Annotated in this window: 19 protein-coding genes; 4 read left to right on the top strand and 15 right to left on the bottom strand. The window is 65.9% G+C overall.

All coding sequences use genetic code 11. The annotated features are described in order from the left end of the window. From A2J02_RS09470 to A2J02_RS09430, 10 genes are all read right to left on the bottom strand, one after another. On the bottom strand, nucleotides 1-493 hold a 493-nt coding region (locus A2J02_RS09470), incomplete at its 3' end, for a DNA-formamidopyrimidine glycosylase family protein (protein ID WP_331712142.1). Then, nucleotides 493-1,275 carry a ribonuclease III gene (gene rnc / locus A2J02_RS09465; RefSeq protein ID WP_068049558.1) on the bottom strand — a complete coding sequence of 261 codons (783 nt, stop codon included), beginning with the start codon at nucleotides 1,273-1,275 and terminating at the stop codon, nucleotides 493-495. The genes rnc and A2J02_RS09470, both read right to left, overlap by 1 nt. A gap of 26 nt (nucleotides 1,276-1,301) precedes the next feature. Continuing rightward, nucleotides 1,302-1,484 carry a 50S ribosomal protein L32 gene (rpmF, locus tag A2J02_RS27180; protein WP_032397784.1) on the bottom strand — a complete coding sequence of 61 codons (183 nt, stop codon included), beginning with the start codon at nucleotides 1,482-1,484 and terminating at the stop codon, nucleotides 1,302-1,304. Further along, on the bottom strand, nucleotides 1,485-2,093 hold the full coding sequence (locus A2J02_RS09460; protein ID WP_176460482.1) for a YceD family protein: 609 nt from the start codon (nucleotides 2,091-2,093) through the stop codon (nucleotides 1,485-1,487). It lies immediately after the preceding gene. 91 nt (nucleotides 2,094-2,184) lie between these two features. Further along, on the bottom strand, nucleotides 2,185-2,976 hold the full coding sequence (locus A2J02_RS09455) for a DivIVA domain-containing protein (RefSeq protein WP_068049555.1): 792 nt from the start codon (nucleotides 2,974-2,976) through the stop codon (nucleotides 2,185-2,187). 119 nt (nucleotides 2,977-3,095) lie between these two features. Further along, nucleotides 3,096-3,584: a pantetheine-phosphate adenylyltransferase gene (gene coaD / locus A2J02_RS09450; RefSeq protein ID WP_068049554.1), complete on the bottom strand. Its 489-nt coding sequence runs from the start codon at nucleotides 3,582-3,584 to the stop codon at nucleotides 3,096-3,098. Between the two features lie 36 nt (nucleotides 3,585-3,620). Continuing rightward, nucleotides 3,621-4,175, bottom strand: a complete 555-nt coding sequence (rsmD, locus tag A2J02_RS09445; protein WP_068049553.1) for a 16S rRNA (guanine(966)-N(2))-methyltransferase RsmD — start codon at nucleotides 4,173-4,175, stop codon at nucleotides 3,621-3,623. Beyond that, the gene (locus A2J02_RS09440) at nucleotides 4,172-7,588 is read right to left on the bottom strand and encodes a pyruvate carboxylase (RefSeq protein ID WP_068049552.1); all 3,417 of its coding nucleotides are present in this window, start codon (nucleotides 7,586-7,588) and stop codon (nucleotides 4,172-4,174) included. Before A2J02_RS09440 ends, rsmD begins: the two co-directional genes overlap by 4 nt. Before the next feature lie 257 nt (nucleotides 7,589-7,845). After that, nucleotides 7,846-10,122 (bottom strand): ATP-dependent DNA helicase RecG, encoded by a 2,277-nt coding sequence (recG, locus tag A2J02_RS09435; RefSeq protein ID WP_068049551.1) that lies wholly within the window; start codon nucleotides 10,120-10,122, stop codon nucleotides 7,846-7,848. Between the two features lie 13 nt (nucleotides 10,123-10,135). Further along, nucleotides 10,136-11,815, bottom strand: coding sequence for a DAK2 domain-containing protein (locus A2J02_RS09430; protein WP_082899494.1), 1,680 nt, complete (start codon nucleotides 11,813-11,815; stop codon nucleotides 10,136-10,138). 276 nt (nucleotides 11,816-12,091) lie between these two features. Between A2J02_RS09430 and rpmB the strand changes: the two genes are divergently transcribed. Next, nucleotides 12,092-12,283: a 50S ribosomal protein L28 gene (rpmB, locus tag A2J02_RS27175; RefSeq protein ID WP_008717389.1), complete on the top strand. Its 192-nt coding sequence runs from the start codon at nucleotides 12,092-12,094 to the stop codon at nucleotides 12,281-12,283. 218 nt (nucleotides 12,284-12,501) lie between these two features. Continuing rightward, on the top strand, nucleotides 12,502-13,296 hold the full coding sequence (locus A2J02_RS09425; protein WP_082898647.1) for an enoyl-CoA hydratase/isomerase family protein: 795 nt from the start codon (nucleotides 12,502-12,504) through the stop codon (nucleotides 13,294-13,296). Nucleotides 13,297-13,301: 5 nt separating this feature from the next. Here A2J02_RS09425 and A2J02_RS09420 read toward each other — a convergent pair whose 3' ends face one another. The 3 genes from A2J02_RS09420 to A2J02_RS09410 are packed head-to-tail and all read right to left on the bottom strand — an operon-like array spanning nucleotide 13,302 to nucleotide 15,557. Next, nucleotides 13,302-13,994: a uracil-DNA glycosylase gene (locus A2J02_RS09420; protein WP_068049549.1), complete on the bottom strand. Its 693-nt coding sequence runs from the start codon at nucleotides 13,992-13,994 to the stop codon at nucleotides 13,302-13,304. Beyond that, nucleotides 13,991-14,515 carry a gamma carbonic anhydrase family protein gene (locus A2J02_RS09415; protein WP_068049547.1) on the bottom strand — a complete coding sequence of 175 codons (525 nt, stop codon included), beginning with the start codon at nucleotides 14,513-14,515 and terminating at the stop codon, nucleotides 13,991-13,993. The genes A2J02_RS09420 and A2J02_RS09415 overlap by 4 nt, the downstream gene beginning before the upstream one ends. A gap of 37 nt (nucleotides 14,516-14,552) precedes the next feature. Next, entirely contained in the window at nucleotides 14,553-15,557 is a 1,005-nt protein-coding gene (locus A2J02_RS09410; RefSeq protein ID WP_082898648.1) for a thiamine-phosphate kinase, read from the bottom strand. Between the two features lie 176 nt (nucleotides 15,558-15,733). Here A2J02_RS09410 and A2J02_RS09405 point away from each other — a divergent pair, with 176 nt between their 5' ends. Both A2J02_RS09405 and A2J02_RS09400 read left to right on the top strand, forming a co-directional pair. Then, nucleotides 15,734-15,982, top strand: a complete 249-nt coding sequence (locus A2J02_RS09405; RefSeq protein WP_037189711.1) for an Lrp/AsnC ligand binding domain-containing protein — start codon at nucleotides 15,734-15,736, stop codon at nucleotides 15,980-15,982. 3 nt (nucleotides 15,983-15,985) lie between these two features. After that, nucleotides 15,986-16,591, top strand: coding sequence for a DUF3515 domain-containing protein (locus A2J02_RS09400; RefSeq protein WP_068049543.1), 606 nt, complete (start codon nucleotides 15,986-15,988; stop codon nucleotides 16,589-16,591). Between the two features lie 18 nt (nucleotides 16,592-16,609). On the opposite strand, the gene A2J02_RS09395 is transcribed toward A2J02_RS09400, so the two are convergent. Together A2J02_RS09395 and A2J02_RS09390 are read right to left on the bottom strand one after the other, a co-directional pair. Continuing rightward, nucleotides 16,610-17,716, bottom strand: coding sequence for a D-alanine--D-alanine ligase family protein (locus A2J02_RS09395; RefSeq protein ID WP_068049539.1), 1,107 nt, complete (start codon nucleotides 17,714-17,716; stop codon nucleotides 16,610-16,612). Nucleotides 17,717-17,789: 73 nt separating this feature from the next. Further along, on the bottom strand, nucleotides 17,790-18,788 hold the full coding sequence (locus tag A2J02_RS09390; protein ID WP_068049537.1) for an NAD(P)H-dependent glycerol-3-phosphate dehydrogenase: 999 nt from the start codon (nucleotides 18,786-18,788) through the stop codon (nucleotides 17,790-17,792). Nucleotides 18,789-18,990: the final 202 nt, after the last annotated feature.

The raw sequence follows: 18,990 nt of genomic DNA, 5'->3' as shown, positions 1-18,990 counted from the left end.
TCTCGGTGTGCTTGCCGCGCAACACGTTCACCACCGATTCGGCGTCGAACAGTGGATCGATCGGATCGCGGGCAATGTGTGCGACCGGTTCGGGTACCTCGGTGCCGTCCACGGTGACGATCGGGGCGAGTGCCCAGCCGCCGAACGTGCGCTGATCGACGAAGCGCAGATCGGTACCGTCGTCGAGTCGAGCACGAATCCGCAGGTGCTTCTCGTCCGGGGCGGACGGCGGCTGCACCAGCATCTGCCCGCTCATACCCAGGTGCACGACGGTCGCGAAATCGCCGGGTTCCATCACCAGCCAGAGGTATTTTCCGCGCCGTCGAGCTGAGGAGATGCGTCGACCGCGCAGCTGGCCGATCAGATCGAGACCACCGATATCGTGACGCCGCACGGCGCGGGGGTGCAATACTTCCACCGACCGCATCGTTTTGCCGACGACATGAGATTCCAGACCGAGCCTGACGACCTCGACCTCGGGTAGTTCCGGCATCAGGAAGGGTCTGGGGCCGACTCGGCCGGAATCGCAGTGTCGTTGTCCGACAACGCATTCCACGCCAGACTGGCAGCCTTCTGTTCGGCTTCCTTCTTCGATCGGCCGATACCGACGCCGCGGGGGAATCCACCGACCAGCACGGTCGCAGTGAATTCCTTGTCGTGATCGGGCCCGGTGGACGAGATTTCGTACGCGGGAACGCCGAGTGCACGTTCGGCGGTCAATTCCTGGAGGCTCGTCTTCCAGTCCAGTCCTGCACCGAGCTTGGGAGCCCGGTCGAGGAGGCCTGCGAACAACGTCAGAACGACGGTGCGCGCAACGTCGATGCCGTGCTGCAGGTGAATTGCACCGAGCAACGACTCCATGCCGTCGGCAAGGATGCTCGGCTTGTCGCGTCCACCGGTCTGCTCCTCACCTTTGCCCAACAGCAGGTGGCGACCCAGGCCGCCGTCGCCGAGTCCACGCGCGACCTCGGCCAGGGCATGCATGTTGACCACGCTCGCCCTGATCTTGGCCAGCTGACCTTCGGACTTCGCGGGGTGCACCGCGTAGAGGTGCTCGGTGACAGCAAGACCGAGGACGGAATCCCCCAGGAACTCGAGACGCTCGTTGGTCGGCAGACCACCGTGTTCGTACGCGAACGATCGGTGCGTCAGAGCCAATGTCAACAACGGTTCCGACAGGGAAACACCGATAGCGGCGAGGAGCGACTCTCGGTCGTCCCCGCCGCTGACGGCAGTGGAGCTATTCTTCTGTGAACCGCTGTTGTGCCGATCCACTACTTCGTGTGTCACGTAAGCGGAAATCAGACCGCTGCGACGACCTGGCGGCCCTTGTAGGTGCCGCACGAGGGGCACGCGATGTGGGGCAAGGTCTTCTCGCCACAACCGCGGTTGGGGCACGTCACGAGGGTGGGCGCAGTGGTTTTCCACTGTGCACGACGCGACCTCGTGTTGGAACGCGACATTTTGCGCTTCGGGACAGCCACTTACTTCTCCTCGGCTTCGTTGTTCACAAGTTCTGTGCTCGGTTCTGGATCCACGCCAAATTTGGCTGCAAGACCAGCCCAGCGAGGATCAATTGTATCGTGAGAGTGGCCGGATTCAGCAATCGCCAGGCGAACGCCGCATTCTGGGCACAATCCCTCGCACTCGTCACTGCAGACGGGGTGGAGTGGAAGCTCCAGACCGACCGCGTCGACGATGACGGGTTCGAGGTCTATCAGGTCGTCGGCGATGCGGTGAATCTCGTCCGCATCGGTGGTCTCCTCGGTGATGCTGTTCGGGTAAGCGAACAACTCGGTCAGGTAGACGTCGACGTTGCCACTGACCGGGTCGAGGCACCGTGTGCACTCTCCGGCCGTGGCTGCTCGTACGGAGCCGGTGACGAGAACGCCCTCCGAGACCGCCTGCAACTGCAGATCGAGCGAGACCGGTACACCGGCTTCGATGGCAATGGCATCGAGGCCGATTCGGGAAGGAGCCGGAACCGTCCGCTCGATGGCCTTCGTAGACCCGGGTCGACGACCGAGGTTGAGAATGTCCAGAACGAATCCGTCGTCCAATTCCGGACGGGTCGTTCTCTTGGGCGGGGGCACGGCTGATCTTCCTTACTGTCGGTATGCCTACTGTCGGTAAGCAACCTCACAACGATACGCATACACGCATACGAGGGCAAATTGCTGCCGTTCAGTGGCGGCTTCGACGCCCCTGCTCCGGGCTTCCGTACGCCGATTCGCCGTACGGCTCGCTGCCGTATTCCGGTACACCCGAGCCGGTTCGCAGTTGCTGACGCCCACGGCCCACCGAACGGATGGTGCCGCTGAGGAACTCCTCGAACTCTGCCAGCTTGGTGTCGACGTAAACGTCGCACTCGCTGCGCATCCGATCCGATTCGGCGTGCGCGCTGTCGATCACCCGAGCCGACTCGGCGTGGGCCGCCTGAACGACCTCGGTTTCCGACACGAGACGGTTCTGTTCTGCAGTGCCGTCGGCCACCGACCGCTCGTACGACGCCGTACCGGACTCGATCATCCGATCGGCCTCGGTACGAGCGCGAACGGTCAGATCCTCGTACTCACGCTGGCCTTCGAGCACCGTTCGCTCGGCCTCCGCCTCGGCATCGGCCACGAGCTGGTCGGCATGCGCCGACGCCTCGGACACCATGCGATCCGCCTGAGCCTTCGCGTCGGCGAGAATGCGATCGGCCGAATCCCTGGCGTTCTCGACCGTGTCCTGGGCCTCGGCGTTGGCGGTGCTGACCGTCTTCTCCGCAGTGGCCCTGGCATCTCCGACGAGCTTGTCGCGATGATCCAGTACGTCCTGAGCGTCGTCCAACTCGCCGGGGATGGCGTCTCGGACGTCGTCCAGCAGTTCCAGGACGTCGCCGCGAGGGACGACGCACCCGGCCGTCATCGGAACGCCGCGCGCCTCCTCGACAATGGCGACGAGCTCGTCGAGCGCCTCGAATACGCGGTACACCGGTTACCCCAATCGTCGAATCTGCCACTGCGCGGTCTTCACTCGCAGTGCTGCGCTGTTCAGTCTGCCCGCCGACGCGTGCGTCTGCGCTATACCGGCCCGGTGTGTCGCTCTTCGAACTACTCTGCGGCCCGCTCGGCGATACGGGCCGACAGTCGGTCCTGAACGAAGGGCGGCAGCATGCCGGTGACGTCTCCCCCGAAGGTCGCGACCTCCTTGATCAACGAACTCGACAGGAAGCCGTGCGCTGGATTCGCCGGGAGAAACAGCGTGTCCACACCGGTCAACGTTCTGTTCATCTGCGCCATCTGCAACTCGTAATCGAAGTCGTTGGCACTGCGCAGACCCTTGACGATCGCCGAAAAGCCTTCTTGCCGAGCGTAATCGACCAACAGGCCGTACCACGAGCCGACTCTGACGTTGGGCAGATGCTCCGTGGCGACCTCGAGCATCTCGATCCGCTCGTCGATGCTGAACATGCCCTTCTTGCTCTTGTTCACCATCACCGTGACCACCACCTCGTCGAAGGCGGCGGCGGCCCGCTCGAAGATGTCGAGGTGACCGTTGGTCACCGGGTCGAAGGATCCAGGGCAGAGTGCGCCAGTCATGCCCGCGAACCTATCAGCCGATCCCGGGCTCGCTCGTTACGCGCGTGCCGCGATCTCGATCCGACTCTCGCCGTACTTCTTCGACTTCTCCGGAACCAGCCCCGTCGGCCATCGGGTCTCCGGCGAACGCGACGACCGTTCGAGTACGACTATCGCGTCGGGCGTGAGCCATCCCCCGGCGACGAGCCTGTCCAACAGACCGGCGACGGCAGTGTCGGTGACGACATACGGCGGGTCGGCCAACACCAGGTCGTACGCCGCGTCCGCGGCCCCGGCCAGCACGGAGGCCACCGGGGCACACCGGACCGATGCACCGGGCAACCCCACCGATTCGATGTTCTTTCGCACCACCGCTGCCGCTCGGGCGTCCGATTCGACCAACACCGCCGACGACGCTCCGCGCGAGAGTGCCTCGAGCCCCAGTGCTCCCGATCCCGCGAACAGATCCAGCACCGCGGCACCGTCGAGTTCCATTCGACTCTCCAGCGAGCTGAACAGCGCTTCGCGAACTCGCTCGGAGGTGGGACGGGTGCCCTGGCCGGGGACCGACAATCGTCGACCGCCCGCGACACCCGCCACGATCCGCGTCATTCGCTGCCGGCCTCTTCGCCCGTCGACCCCCCACCGATGACGACGAGCAGATCGCCGCCCTCGACCTGCTGCACGCCCGAGATCGCCAACCGAGTCACAGTGCCGCCGCGAGGTGCAGTGATCGCGGCCTCCATCTTCATGGCCTCGATCGTGGCGACGGTGTCACCGGCCGAGATCTTCTGTCCCTCTTCGACAGAGAGCGTCACGACACCGGCGAACGGTGCCGGAATATGACCGGAATTGGAACGGTCCGCCTTCTCGACAGTGGGTGCCTCACTCGAGATGGACCGGTCACGCACCGAGACAGGACGCAACTGTCCGTTGAGAATGCACATCACGGTACGCATCCCGCGCTCGTCGGGGTCGGAGATAGCCTCGAGCCCGATGAGCAGTTCGACGCCCTTCTCCAGTGCCACCCGATGCTCCTCGCCCTGCCGCAGGCCGTAGAAGAACTGATTGGCCGACAGCCGCGTCGTATCGCCGTACTTCTCGCGATGAGCAGCGAGTTCGGCTGTGGGACCGGGGAACAGCAGACGGTTGAGAGTCTCGCGGCGCTGAGCCGACGTTCCGTCGAGGCTCTTCTCGTCCTCCTCGGTGAGTGGTGTCACCGGCTTGCCTTCGCCGCGCCCCTCCAGCGCCTTCGTCCGCAACGGTTCCGGCCATCCGCCCGCAGGCGTACCCAGATCGCCGCGCAGGAAGCCGATCACCGAATCGGGGATGTCGTAACGACCGGGGTTCTCGGCGAACTCCTCGGCGGACGCACCTGCACCGACCAGAGCCAGAGCCAGGTCGCCGACGACCTTCGAACTCGGGGTCACCTTGGTCAGGCGGCCCAACATGCGGTCGGCTGCAGCGTAATTGGCCTCGACGGTCTCGAACCGATCACCGAGCCCGAGCGAAATCGCCTGCTGCCGTAGATTCGAGAGCTGTCCACCTGGAATCTCGTGGGTGTAGACGCGACCCGTCGGTGCCGGCAGCCCGGACTCGAACGGCGCGTACACCTTTCGCACGGCTTCCCAGTACGGCTCCAGGTCGCAGACGGCCTGCAGATTCAGACCGGTGTCGCGCTCGGTGTGTGCCGCCGCCGCAACGATCGCAGACAACGCGGGCTGGCTGGTGGTGCCTGCCATCGCCGCACTGGCACCGTCGACGGCGTCCGCCCCGGCCTCCCAGGCCGCCAGGTACGTCGCGAGCTGCCCACCGGGGGTGTCGTGCGTGTGGACGTGGACGGGTAGATCGAAATTCGAGCGCAGCGCCGTCACCAGGGTCTTGGCTGCGGGTGCGCGAAGCAGTCCTGCCATGTCCTTGATCGCGAGCACGTGCGCGCCCGCGTCGACGATCTGCTCAGCCAACTTCAGGTAGTAGTCGAGGGTGTAGAGGTTCTCGTTCGGGTTCGACAGATCACCGGTGTAGCTCAGTGCCACCTCGGCGAGCGCCGTGCCGGTCTCGCGCACGGCATCGATGGCCGGACGCATCTGATCGACATTGTTGAGCGCGTCGAAGATTCGGAAGATGTCGATGCCGGTGTCGGTGGCCTCGGCAACGAAGCTGCGGGTCACCTTCTCCGGATACGGGGTGTAGCCGACGGTGTTCCTGCCGCGCAGCAACATCTGAATTGCGATGTTGGGCACGGCCTCTCGCAGGCTCGCCAGTCGCTCCCACGGATCCTCGTGCAGGAATCGCAGTGCCACGTCGTAGGTGGCACCGCCCCACGCCTCGATCGAGAGCAACTGCGGCGTCGTGCGCGCCACGTACGGGGCGACGCCGAGCAGTCCGCTCGTCCGCACTCGCGTCGCCAACAACGACTGATGTGCGTCACGGAACGTGGTGTCGGTGACGCCGAGAGCCTTCTGGTTCCGCAGATCGCGAGCGAAGCCCTCGGGTCCGAGCGCCAGCAGACGCTGCCGCGAACCGTCGGGAATCGGTGCCGAGAAGTCGACCGGGGGGAGCTTGTCGTGCGGGTACACCGGAGACGGACGCTCGCCGTGCGGCTTGTTGACCGTCACATCGGCGAGGTAGGCGAGGATCTTCGTGCCGCGGTCGCCCGAGGATCGCGAGGTGAGCAGTTCGGGGCGCTCCTCGATGAACGAGGTGGTGACGCGACCGGCCGTGAAGTCGGGATCGACCAGAACCGCTTGCAGGAACGGAATGTTCGTGGCCACACCGCGAATCCTGAACTCCGCCAACGCTCGTCGGGCACGAGCCACAGCGGTGTCGAAATCACGGCCACGGCAGGTGAGCTTGACGAGCATGGAGTCGAAGTAGGCCCCGACCTCGGCACCCAACGTGGTTCCGCCGTCGAGACGCACTCCGGCACCGCCCGGCGTGCGGTATGCAGTGATGCGCCCGACGTCCGGACGGAATCCGTTCGCCGGATCCTCGGTGGTGATGCGGCACTGCAGCGCCGCACCGCGCAACACGATGTTCTCCTGCTGCAGACCCAGATCCGCGAGCGTCTCCCCCGAGGCGATCCGCAGCTGGGACTGCACCAGATCCACATCGGTCACCTCTTCGGTGACGGTGTGCTCCACCTGGATTCGAGGGTTCATCTCGATGAAGACGTGATTGCCGCGGGTGTCGAGCAGGAACTCGACGGTACCGGCACACGAGTACTCGATCTGCTTCGCGAACGCCACGGCATCGGCGCAGATCTTCTCTCGCAATCCTTCGGGCAGATTGGGAGCCGGAGCGAGCTCGATGACCTTCTGATGCCGACGCTGCACACTGCAGTCGCGCTCGAACAGGTGCACCACGTTGCCCTGGCCGTCGGCGAGGATCTGAACCTCGATGTGCCGAGGATCGATCACGGCCTGTTCGAGGAACACCGTCGGGTCACCGAAGGCCGATTCCGCTTCGCGCGCAGCAGCTTCGATGGATTCGCGCAGCTGCTCGGGCTCGGCCACCCGACGCATGCCGCGACCGCCGCCACCGGCGACCGCCTTGACGAACAACGGAAACGTCATGGTCTCGGACGCCGCGACGAGCTCGTCCACGTCGGACGACGGTTCCGACGACGCCAGCACAGGAAGTCCCGCCGCCTTGGCTGCCGCGATGGCCCGCGCCTTGTTGCCGGTCAGTTCGAGCACGTCGGCCGACGGGCCGACGAAGGTGATGCCCGCCTCGGCGCACGCGGCGGCCAGATCCGGGTTCTCGGAAAGGAATCCGTATCCGGGGTACACCGCGTCCGCACCGCTGCGCTTGGCAGCGGCCACGATCTCGTCGACCGAGAGATACGCGCGAACGGGATGACCCTTCTCCCCGATCTGATACGCCTCGTCGGCCTTCGTCCGGTGCACCGAGTTCCGGTCCTCGAACGGGAACACCGCAACGGTCGAGGCACCGAGTTCGTAGGAGGCGCGGAAGGCGCGGATAGCGATTTCACCGCGGTTGGCAACCAAAACTTTGGAGAACATTGGCTCAACTTACCCGGCAGAGTGAGCCACCGAGGTGTACTGATCTCACCATTCGAGACGAATTGGTCGAATCGGCCCTCTGAAACGGTGCAGTGCGTCCCGACGGCCGTTCCCGATCGTTCCCGGTCGTTCCTGCAGGCTCCACTCCTGCCTTCCCCTGTCGTTCCTGCAGGCTCCACTCCTGCCTTCCCCTGTCGTTCCTGCAGGCTCCACTCCTGCCTTCCCCTGTCGTTCCTGCACGCTCCACTCCTGCCCCGTCAGGACTTCTGCAGGTAGTCGACTCGATCCGATCTCCAGGCCGACCGCATCATCGACGCGATGCCGGGATCGTTCGCCAGCGACGGGTCCCGCGCGAACAGCGATCGTGCGCAGTCCTGCGCGTCGGCGATGATGTCCTCGTCGTCGATGAACGAGAGCAGTCGCAACCCGCTGACCGTGCCCGACTGTGCGGCACCGAGAACGTCGCCCTCGCGACGAGTGGCCAGATCCAGCTTGGCCAACTCGAAGCCGTCGTTGGTCGCTGCCACCGCCTCGAGCCGGGCGAAGGAGCCGCCCGCGGGGCTGAGATAGCTGATCATGATGCACAGGCCCTGGTGCCCGCCTCGGCCGATTCGGCCTCGCAACTGATGCAGTTGGCTCACGCCGAATCGATCCGCGTCCACGATGACCATGACCGTCGCGTTGGGAACGTCCACTCCCACTTCGACCACCGTGGTGCAGACCAGGACGTCGATCTCGCCGGAGTTGAACTCGGACATGGTGATGTCCTTGTCGTCCCCCGACAATCGTCCGTGCAGCAGCCCCACGCGCAGATCGTGCATCGGCCCGGAGGAGAGGGTCTCGTACAGGTCCACCGCAGCGGTCGTCTCGGGGCCGTCCTCCGCGCTCGCGCTCTTCTTCTTCGCAGCGCTCTTCTTCCCGGTCTCGGTGTCCTCGTCGTCACCGATGCGGGAGCACACCACGTACGCCTGCCGACCTGCTGCCACTTCCTCGTGAATACGCTGCCACGCTCGATCGACCCAGCCCGGTTTGCTCCTGGCGGGCACCACGTTGCTGACGATGGGCGATCTGCCGCGGGGCAGTTCGGTGAGCACCGACGTCTCGAGGTCGCCGAGGGTCGACATCGCGATGGTGCGCGGGATGGGGGTGGCGGTCATCACCAGCAAGTGCGGACTGGTGTTGTCGCGAGCCTTCGCGCGCAATGCATCTCGTTGCTCGACGCCGAACCTGTGCTGCTCGTCGACGACGACCATCGCGAGATCGAGGAACTCCACTCGGTCCTCGATCAGGGCGTGGGTACCGATCACGATGCCTGCGTCACCGGTGACCGCATCGAGCAGCGCGGACCGCTTGGCGGCAGTGGACATAGAGCCGGTCAACAAGGCGACCTTGGTCGCCAGCTCGTGCGATCCGAGTTCCCCACCGGCTGCGAGGCTTCCGAGCATCGAGCGAATCGAGCGCGCATGTTGGGAGGCGAGCACCTCCGTCGGTGCCAGCAACGCGCACTGGTGTCCGGCGTCGATGACCTGCAGCATCGCCCGCAACGCGACGATCGTCTTACCCGAGCCGACCTCACCCTGCAGCAGCCGCGACATCGGATGCGGTGCCGACAGATCGTGGGCGATCTCGGCCGCGACCTGGTGCTGACCGGCCGTCAACTCGAACGGCAGACGCCGATCGAACTCCGCCGCGATACCGTCGGTGATAGGTGGGCATCGCGCTGCCAACCGGGTGGATGCGTCGCGTCGGCGGTCGGCGAGAACGAGTTGAACGGCGAGCGCCTCGTCGAACTTGAGCCGCTCGCGCGCGGAGTCCTTGTCCTGTGCGGTGTCCGGGAAATGGATCGACCGCAGTGCGGTGTCGATGTCGACGAGACCGCGCTGCGCACGTACCGACTCGGGCAGCGGATCGACCACTGCGTCGAGTTGGTCGAGCACCTGCCGCACGCAGCGCATGAACGTCCAGCTCTCGACGTCCTTCGCGGCCGGGTAGATGGGCACGAATGCTCGATCGAACACCGACATGTCGACGGCTCCGGAGGAATCGACCGAGCCACGAGCGAGTCCGGCCAGGGTGCCGCCGCCGACGATTCGACCTGCGGGCACGACGGCACCGTCGTTGTCGTCGCCACCGAGAATCACGTAGCTGGGGTGCGTGAGATTCCAGCGCTTGCCGAAGTACTTGACCTTGCCGGAGAACATCCCGCGTCGACCCGGCACCACCACATGCTTGAGCTTGTGCGGACTGAAGAAGGTGGCTTCGATGCGCTGTCCGTCGGCGGCGAGTGTCACCGCGAGGAACTGGCCGTTGCGGTTCTTCATCGACCGCAGCGTCGCGGACTCGACCGTCGCCACGATGGTGATGTGCTCGCCCTCGGGCGGCTCCTTCTCCCCCAGTTCCGAACCGTGTGTCATGTAGCGGTGCGGATAGTGCCGAAGCAGATCCTCGACGGTGTGAATACCGAAGACGTCGGCCAGCGGCGTCGCCGCCGCGGCTCCGAGGACGTGATCGAGCCGGTCCACCAACGTTGCCATTGTCCGAGATTCCCTATTCCACTCCGAATTGCACGAGATCCCCCGGCTGCCCACCTGTATAGACCACCACATCGACTCCGGGGTGTGCGCCCGCCACGTACTCGGCCAGCTGATCGCCGAAATCCTCCGACGCCTCGGCACCGACGAGCACTGTCACCATCTCCCCGCCTGTCGCCAGGAGCTGATCGAGCAGCCGACACCCCGCATCGAGCGGACGAGCGGCGACGATCACCACTTCCTGCCCCGCGAGCCCGATGCAGTCGCCCGGCTCACACGTGCCGACCCACGTCAGCGATCGCTCCCGCGCGATACGCAGAGATCCCCATCTCGTGCCCGCCGCCGCCTCGGACATCGTGAATGCATCGTCGACCGCAGCCCTCGCTGCATCGTGCACCGCGAGCGCGGCCAAACCCTGCACCATGGCCGAGCACGGCAACATCACCACGTCTTTGCCGTCCGCTCGGGCAGCTGCGCCGACGGCAACCAGTTCCTGCGCGGACAACGCGCCGTTCGGCAACACCAACACCTCGCGGTGCTTCATCCCGACGATCGCACGATGCAGCACCGAGGAGTCGATCGCCTCGTCGCACCGCACCACCGTCGCGCCTTCCTGAACGTAGAGATCCGCGGCACCCTCACCGGCCACCAGCGCCAAAATATCGCGACCCACCGACAACGCTGCTTCGTCGTGCGCCCCGGGGCTCACCGCTGCGTCGAACTCGGAGAATCCGAAACACGAGATACGCACTCCGCGAACGTCTCCGGCTGCGATGCCGAGATCGACGGCACTGCCGGGGTCGGTGGTGTGAACATGGGCGGACCATGCCCCGGAACCGTCTCCGGCGACCCCGACGGAGTCTCCGATGTCGGCCAGATCGCGTCGAAGTTTCGCCGCCCTCGCGTCGTTCGGGCCGTGCACGACGTAGACCACCTCGTACCCGAGAGGGCGACTCGACCGGTACCCCGACACACTCTCGGGTGCACCGCCGCACTCCGACGAAACGTTCGACGCACCGGTCACCGCCCGGCGTTCGTGCTCGTGTGGGCGACGGTAACGCCGGCGCGGCGGGGTGCGGCCGATCACCACCTCCACGAGGGCATCGATGATCACCGAGAGACCGAGAGCGCCTGCGTCCACCACTCCCGCCTCGCGGAGTTCGGCGAGTTGGTCCGTCGTGCTGTCGACAGCCCGAGCGGTGGCCTCGGCGATGTCGACCACCAGCGTCGAGAGGCCGACGTTGGCGTCGTGGGCGGAGGCCTCCCGATCGGCGGCGTCCAGAACCGTGAGCATCGTGCCCTCGACGGGAACGCTCACTGCTGCTGCGACCAGGACTTTCGCGCGTCGCAGCATCGCCTGGATCGACACCGTGTCGAGCGGGCCGTCTGCTGAGGCCTCGGCAACGGCGCGCAACAGCTGCGACACGATCACTCCCGAGTTGCCCCGCGCGCCCGCGACCGCCCCCACGGCCAGTGCCCGCCCGATGGCGCGGGCGTCCGCAGTGGGCCCGGCTGCGCGCATCGACTCCACCGCGGCACGGAAGGTGAACATGAGATTGGTGCCGGTGTCCGAGTCGGGAATGGGGAACACGTTGAGTGCATCGATCTCGTCGCACCGCGCGGTCAAGGAATCGACACAGCGGTAGGCCCACCGTCGTAGGGCCGCCGCATCGATCGATTCGAGAACGTCGACCACGTCGAGCAGCCTCCCCCCGCGTCACATCCGCTGCCTGGTCCGAACTCCCTCGCGGACAGTGCCCGAAGCTTAGTCGGGCATGATCGGTGGCGCGCCGTCCGTGAGCCCTCACGCAGCGTCTGCCGTGGCGGTTTGGTGATTGCGGGCCGCGCCGCTATTCTTGCAGGGTTGCCTCGAGGCGATCTTCACGCATTGCAATCCTTGCATCTGCTCGTAGTTCGTTTCGATGTCTTCGACCACATGTATCGATCAACATCTATCAAGGAGTTCGCGACTATGGCTGCCGTCTGCGACGTATGCGCCAAGGGGCCCGGCTTCGGTAAGTCGGTCTCGCACTCGCACCGACGGACCAACCGTCGTTGGAACCCGAATATCCAGACCGTTCACGCTCAGGTTGCGCCTGGTAACTCCAAGCGCATGAACGTGTGCACCTCCTGCTTGAAGGCAGGCAAGGTGGTCCGGGGCTGATTTCGGCCTCGCTCTTCGATTTCCTCCACGGCCTCGACTGCGTGCGAGCACTGTGCCCCGCCCCCGATTTTCGGAGGCGGGGCACAGTCGTTCGTGCTTCCGGCCCGTTCCGTTCCGTTCTGTTACACAGCCGGTAAGTGCCGGAAGCGGGATCGCGGATCCGTACCGAGGCACCGCGGCCCCACGGCGGAATCACGACGTCGGTTAGAGTCCGGAACGTGACTTATTCGGACGCCGACATTTCCAGCAAGGTCCGCATCGAGGACGGTGTACTGCGCATCGTCGTCGCCACCGACGCCGGCGGTGCGTCGCTCGACCTGGAGGGTATCGCCGACGGCACCGCGGCTCTGAGCTCCGTCAACGACGGCAGCACCGCGATCGGAAGCGTCCTGCTCATCGGTCGAGGGCCGAATTTCTGCGCAGGTGGCAATGTTCGCGATTTCGCTGGTGCGGCCGATCGGGGCGCCTTCGTCGGTTCTGTCGCCGACACGTTCCACGCCTTCGTTCGTGAATTGGCCGCCGTCAGCGTCCCGGTCGTGGCCGGTGTGCACGGTTGGGCTGCCGGTGCAGGAATGAGCCTGGTCTGCCTCACCGACATCGCCATCGGCGGGCCGTCGACCAAGCTTCGCCCCGCGTATCCCTCGATCGGTTTCACTCCGGACGGTGGCATGTCGTGGACACTCCCCCGAATCGTCGGTTCGGGCCGCGCTATGGACATCCTTCTCAACGACTCGATCATCAACGGCGAGGAGGCAGTTCGTCTCGGGATTCTCAGCCGCCTGGTGGGCGACGACATCGTCGACAGCGAGGCCGAGCGCCTGGCGCGAACCCTTGCCGTCGGGCCGACATCGGCGTATCAGGGAATCAAGACTCTGCTGCGGGCCGCCGAATCGGTCACGCTGACACAGCAGTTGGACGCCGAAGCCGCCTCGATTTCCGCAGCCGCGTCGTCACCTGCCGGACGTGAAGGCGTCGACGCGTTCGTCGAGAAGCGTCGGCCCGACTTCTCCTGATTCGATCACGGCAGCGTCCAGTCGATCGGTTCGTCTCCCCCCTCGACCAACAATTCGTTGACACGGCTGAAAGGCTTGGATCCGAAGAATCCGCGTGACGCGGACAGCGGAGACGGGTGCGCGGATTCGATGTAGGGCACCGATCCGAGCATCGGCTTCAGGCTCGCCGCGTCACGTCCCCACAGAACGTCGACCAGTCCGGGCGCGTCGGGATTCTCGGCCCGGGCGACGAGTGCACGAATTGCTTGCTCGGTCACCGCTTCCCACCCCTTCTTCCGGTGCGACGCAGCCTGACCCGGCTCTACGGTGAGCACCCTGTTGAGCAGCATCACCCCGCGGTCCGCCCAGGGTGTCAGATCACCGTTGCTGGGCGTGGGCAACCCCAGATCGTCCGAGTACTCCTTGAAGATGTTGCTCAGACTGCGCGGTACGGGTCGCACATCCGGGGCAACGGAAAAGCTCAGCCCCACTGCGTGTCCCGGCGTCGGATACGGATCCTGACCGACGATGAGGACGCGAACTCCATCGAAGGGGTGGCGGAAAGCGCGCAGTACGTTCTCGCCGGCGGGGAGGTAATGACGGCCTGCGGCGAGTTCTGCCCGTAGGAAGTCGCCCATGGCAGCAACATTCGACTCGACCGGTGCAAGGGCGGCCGCCCACCCCGATTCGACGCTCTCGGCGAGCGGACGCGGCGTCACCGATCGATCCGGCGCAGCGCGTCGCGGTAGTACGCGGCGTTGGCCGAGTACATCTGCACGTTGATGTCGACATGCCCTTCGGGAACCTCGTGCCCCTCGCGAATTTTCGCCGGAACCCCCAGCGCCATGGAGCGTTCGGGAACGACGAACTTGAACGGCACCACTGCGCCTGCTCCCACGATCGAACCGGCACCGATCTTCGAGCCGTTCAATACCACCGAGCCCGAGGCGATGAGGCAGTTGTTCCCGATGGTCGCACCCTCGACGTGCGCGTTGTGGCCCAGTACGCACCCGGAACCGATGACCGTTGCGTCGATCGGGGTGCAGTGCACCACGGTCCCGTCCTGCACGTTGGTGCCCTCGCCAATCGAAATGGTGCCGTAATCGGCCCGCAGAACGGCAGTGGGCCACACCGACGATCCGGCCGCCAGAGTCACCGCTCCGATGACGACGGCGTCGGGATGGACGTAGGCGTCGGGGTGGATGTCGGGTTCGCGATCACCGAGTGCGTAGATAGCCATCTCTGCAACTTAGCCGACCCGATGAACCCGACCGCGTTCACTCGCCCTCGAAACTCGACCATCCCGATCTACCCGAATGGGGGCGTCCGCCGACCGTCACTCGCGGGCTCTGTCCGTCACCGCCGTGCTGGACACGGCCGATCACCGTCCATCCCCGGGGAACGCCTGCGGTATCGGGGAAGGTGCCGACGAGAGCGTGATCCTCGCCTCCGGTGAGCACCCAATCCAGCGGATCGTGACCCATCAGTGTTGCGGCCGAACGCACTTCGACCGGGATGTCCAGCAGGTCGGGATCGACGTCCAGCAGAACGCCCGACGCGTCGGCGATGTGACCGAGATCGGCCAACAGGCCGTCGGAGACGTCGGTGAGAGAGGTCGCTCCCGCCTCTGCCGCGTCGATCCCGGCGCGATACGGAGGGACGGGCACTCGGTGCGCGTCCACCACGGCGTCGTGGCCGGTTCTGTCCCTGTCGCCGAGCAGGAGGGCGAGTCCGGCCGCCGACCAGCCGAGCCGTCCCGCGTACGCGATCACGTCACCGGCACGCGCCCCCGATCGAAGAACCGGGGCCCGGCCCTGAAGGTCGCCGAGCGCGGTGATCGAGATCACCAGCTCCGGCGACTGCACCACATCGCCGCCGACGATGGCCGATCCAGCAGCGACCGCCTCGAGCCACATGCCCTCGTTGAGGCCGTCGGTCACGCTCACCGGCGTGTCGGCCGGGCATCCGAGAGAGACGAGAAAACCCGAGCACTGCGCGCCCATTGCGGCGATGTCCGCGCCGTTCTGCGCGATCGACTTGCGCCCGATCTGTATCGGACTCGACCAGTCGAGCCGAAAGTGCCTGCCGTGCACCAACATATCGGTCGACGCCGCGATCCGACCGTCGGACGCGGCGACGACGGCTGCGTCGTCACCCGGCCCGACGATGGTCGACGGTGGCTGCACACGGTCTGCCACGGCGCGAGCGATCACGTCGAATTCACCGACCTGCGCGACGGTGCGCTCGCTGCCGGTGGACGAGTCGGTGACGGTGTCGTCGATGATGTTCCTCCCTGAGAACGCGGTGCGTGCGCGACGGTCTCACGCGGAGCGCGCGCCGAGCCTGCGGTACCTTTTAGCGGCGGTCGGGACAGTACCGATGCAGCAGGTTACGTGCGAAGAGAACGTAGTCGAACCAACCTACAGTCGAGAAGTCCGGCAGGGGAAAGGGACCACCGATGGTGCAAGCATTCGTTCTCGTTCAGACCGAGGTGGGCCGTGCGACGGCCGTCGCACAGCAGATCGAGGCCGTCGACGGTGTCGTGTCGGCGGAGGCCGTCGTCGGGCCCTACGACGTGATCGCGCGCGCCGACGGTGCCTCCGACGCCGAGATCGCCGAGATCGTCTCGCGCATCCAGAAGGTCGATGCCATCACTCGCACCCTCACCTGCCCCGTGGCCCCGCAGTCGACGACGTCCGTCGGATAGCTCGTGAATTCACCCGACACCGGCAACGACGCCGGCACCGAAGACAGCCCGGCCGAGACCGAGAGCACTCGCGAGCAGCGCCATCCCGCAGTCATCGCCACCGCGATCGCGTTGCCGGTCGCGCTGGTCGTCGGAGTTCTGGTTGCCGCCATCGCGGTCAACCGCTCGCCCGTCCGCGATCCGGTCGCGCTGGGCCCGGTCGACTCCCCCGATGCCGCGAGCGCGCAGTGCACGTCCCTGCTCGACGCCTTGCCCGAGAACCTCGGCGACTACACCGGAGCCGAGTTGGCCGACCCGGCCCCGGTCGGAGTCCGCGCGTGGGCCTCGGACGTGGAGAACGCCGAGCCGGTCGTGTTGCGGTGCGGCCTGCCCCGGCCCATCGGGTTCGATGTGGCCGCACCGCTGCAGGTGATCAACGGCGTTCAGTGGTTCGAGGTGTCCGGGGAAGACGACGGGATCGATGCCAGCACATGGTTCGTCGTCGATCGCGGCGTCTACGTTGCCCTGACGATTCCGGGCGACTCGGGCCCCACCCCGTTGCAGGACGCGTCCTCGGCCGTGTCGGATGCGCTGCCCCAACAACCTCTCGACCCGGCTCCGTTGCAGTAGTGCTGGGCCGCAACGGCTCTAGCGCAAACCGGTGCCGCGGGCGAGTGCGGTGTCGATCAGAGTCGCGATGAGAGTCGGGTAGTCGACGCCGGATTCCGCCCACATCTTGGGGTACATCGAGATCGAGGTGAACCCGGGCATCGTGTTGATCTCGTTGATGACCGGACCGTTCTCGGTGACGAAGAAATCCACCCGCGCGAGGCCCTGGCAGTCCAACGCTCGGAAGGCCGCGACGGCGAGTTCACGTATGCGGTCGCTCGTGGCGTCGTCGAGTGCCGCCGGGATGTCGAACTCACTGACATCGTCGAGGTACTTGGTGTCGAAGTCGTAGAAAGCATGATCGTCGATGTCCGCGTCGGGAATTCGGATCTCGGCGACGGCGCTCGCGCGCACGGTGCCGTCGGGAAATTCCAGCACCCCGCACTCGACCTCGCGGCCGTGGATCATGCCCTCGACGATCACCTTGGGGTCGTGTTCGCGTGCGACGGCGATCGCGGTGGGTAGTTGGTCCCACGCGGTGATGCGCGAGATTCCGATGGACGATCCACCTCGGGCCGGTTTGACGAATGCTGGCAGGCCGATTCGGTCACGCTCGGCAGCCGTCAGGTCGTCGACCGCGCGTCGGAGTACGACCTGGCGACCGATCGGCAGTCCTTCGGCTCCGAGCAACTTCTTGGTGAATTCCTTGTCCATACCCGCAGCGCTGGCCAGCACGCCCGGCCCGACGTACGGAACGCCGGCCAGTTCGAGCAGACCCTGCAGGGTGCCGTCCTCGCCGTACGGTCCGTGCAGAACGGGGAACACGACGTCGACGGATGCGAGCACCGTCCCGCCTTCCCCCTCGCCGAGGGCGAGAAGAGCACCGGCGTGGCCGGGGTCCGTACTGAGCGCAAGCGCGGCTCCCGTCTTGTCGACGGTCGGCAGCACCCGGTCGTGAATCGCCAACGCATCGATGTCGGAGGAGCCGAGTACCCAGGCACCGTCCGCGGTGATCCCCACCGGAACCACCTCGTACTTGGCCGGATCGAGGTTCTGCAGCACGCTACCTGCCGATACACAGGACACGGCATGCTCGCTACTGCGGCCACCGAAGACGACGGCAACTTTGATGCGGGGAGTACTCACGATGAGAAACCGTACCGCCGCGGCTCATCGAACGCGGATTCGCCCTGTTCGTCGCGAGACCGCGATCACTGCCTCACTCGGGCTTGATACGACGTCCCAGCAGGTGCCCGACCGCATCCGGAACGGACATGCCGCCGTGACACACCCGATGCACCGCGTCGGTCAGTGGCATCTCGACGTCGTAACTCTCGGCGAGCGCTCGCACCGAGGTGCAGGACTTGACGCCCTCGGCCACCTGCCCGTGCGCTGCCTCCTGCGCACTCTCGAGGGAGCCACCCGAACCCAATCGCTCTCCGAACGTCCGATTGCGCGAGAGAGGCGACGAGCAGGTGGCGACCAGGTCGCCCACGCCGGCCAGGCCAGAGAGCGTCGACGGCTTGGCACCGAGCGCCACTCCGAGGCGGATGATCTCGGCCAGACCCCTGGTCATGATCGACGCGAGGGTGTTCTCGCCGTCTCCGACGCCTGCGGCCATCCCGCAGGCGAGGGCGATGACGTTCTTGCAGGCACCACCGATCTCGGCGCCGATGACGTCACTGTTGGTGTAAGGCCTGAAATATCCGGTCGCGCAGGACTTCTGAATCTCCAGGGCTCGCTGGGAGTCGGAGCAGGCGATGACGGTGGCTGCGGGCTGCCCCTCGGCGATCGGGCGCGCAAGATTCGGCCCGGACAGGCACGCCACCCGGCTGGGATCGGCACCGGTGACCTGAGAGATCACCTGACTCATCCGCATGAGCGTTCCGGTCTCGATTCCCTTCGCCAGGGAGAGCAGCGTTGCCTGCGGTGGGATCGAGTCGGTCCAGGCCTCCAGATTGGCCCGCAGACTCTGCGACGGCACGGCGAGAACCACGATGTCGGCTCCGTCGAGGGCACGGACCGGATCACTCGTCGCGCGGATGGACGACGGTAGCTCGATTCCCGGGAGGTAGTCCTTGTTCTCGTGGTCGTCGGTGATGGATGCAGCGAGTTCCTCGCGGCGGGCCCACATGGTGACGTCCGTTCCGGCATCGGCCAACACCTTGGCGAATGCGGTCCCCCACGAACCCGACCCCAATACCGTTGCTCTGCTCATTCCGCCAACCCCTCGCCTACTTCGCCGATGCCCTGTCCACGCGCGCATCACCCTAACTCGCAGACCTCCTCGGGCGGTCGGAGTCGGCACAGATCGGTGACGCTGGCAGGATCGAGCACCATGGGCGCATCACGAGACGACGACGGCGACCGCGTCGTCAGGGTTCTCATCGCGGTGAAGGATCTCACCGCGGCGAAGTCGC

Source organism: Rhodococcus sp. EPR-147 (genome assembly GCF_001647185.1).
Classification (GTDB): Bacteria; Actinomycetota; Actinomycetes; order Mycobacteriales; family Mycobacteriaceae; genus Rhodococcoides.
This window is presented reverse-complemented; position numbering and strand designations above follow the sequence as displayed.

What these genes read in the sequence shown, in the direction of transcription:
- coaD (WP_068049554.1), bottom strand. Translation starts at nt 3,584, where the DNA reads ATGACTGGCGCACTCTGCCCTGGATCCTTCGACCCGGTGACCAACGGT.
- rsmD (WP_068049553.1), bottom strand. Translation starts at nt 4,175, where the DNA reads ATGACGCGGATCGTGGCGGGTGTCGCGGGCGGTCGACGATTGTCGGTC.
- A2J02_RS09440 (WP_068049552.1), bottom strand. Translation starts at nt 7,588, where the DNA reads ATGTTCTCCAAAGTTTTGGTTGCCAACCGCGGTGAAATCGCTATCCGC.
- recG (WP_068049551.1), bottom strand. Translation starts at nt 10,122, where the DNA reads ATGGCAACGTTGGTGGACCGGCTCGATCACGTCCTCGGAGCCGCGGCG.
- rpmB (WP_008717389.1), top strand. Translation starts at nt 12,092, where the DNA reads ATGGCTGCCGTCTGCGACGTATGCGCCAAGGGGCCCGGCTTCGGTAAG.
- A2J02_RS09415 (WP_068049547.1), bottom strand. Translation starts at nt 14,515, where the DNA reads ATGGCTATCTACGCACTCGGTGATCGCGAACCCGACATCCACCCCGAC.
- A2J02_RS09405 (WP_037189711.1), top strand. Translation starts at nt 15,734, where the DNA reads ATGGTGCAAGCATTCGTTCTCGTTCAGACCGAGGTGGGCCGTGCGACG.
- A2J02_RS09390 (WP_068049537.1), bottom strand. Translation starts at nt 18,788, where the DNA reads ATGAGCAGAGCAACGGTATTGGGGTCGGGTTCGTGGGGGACCGCATTC.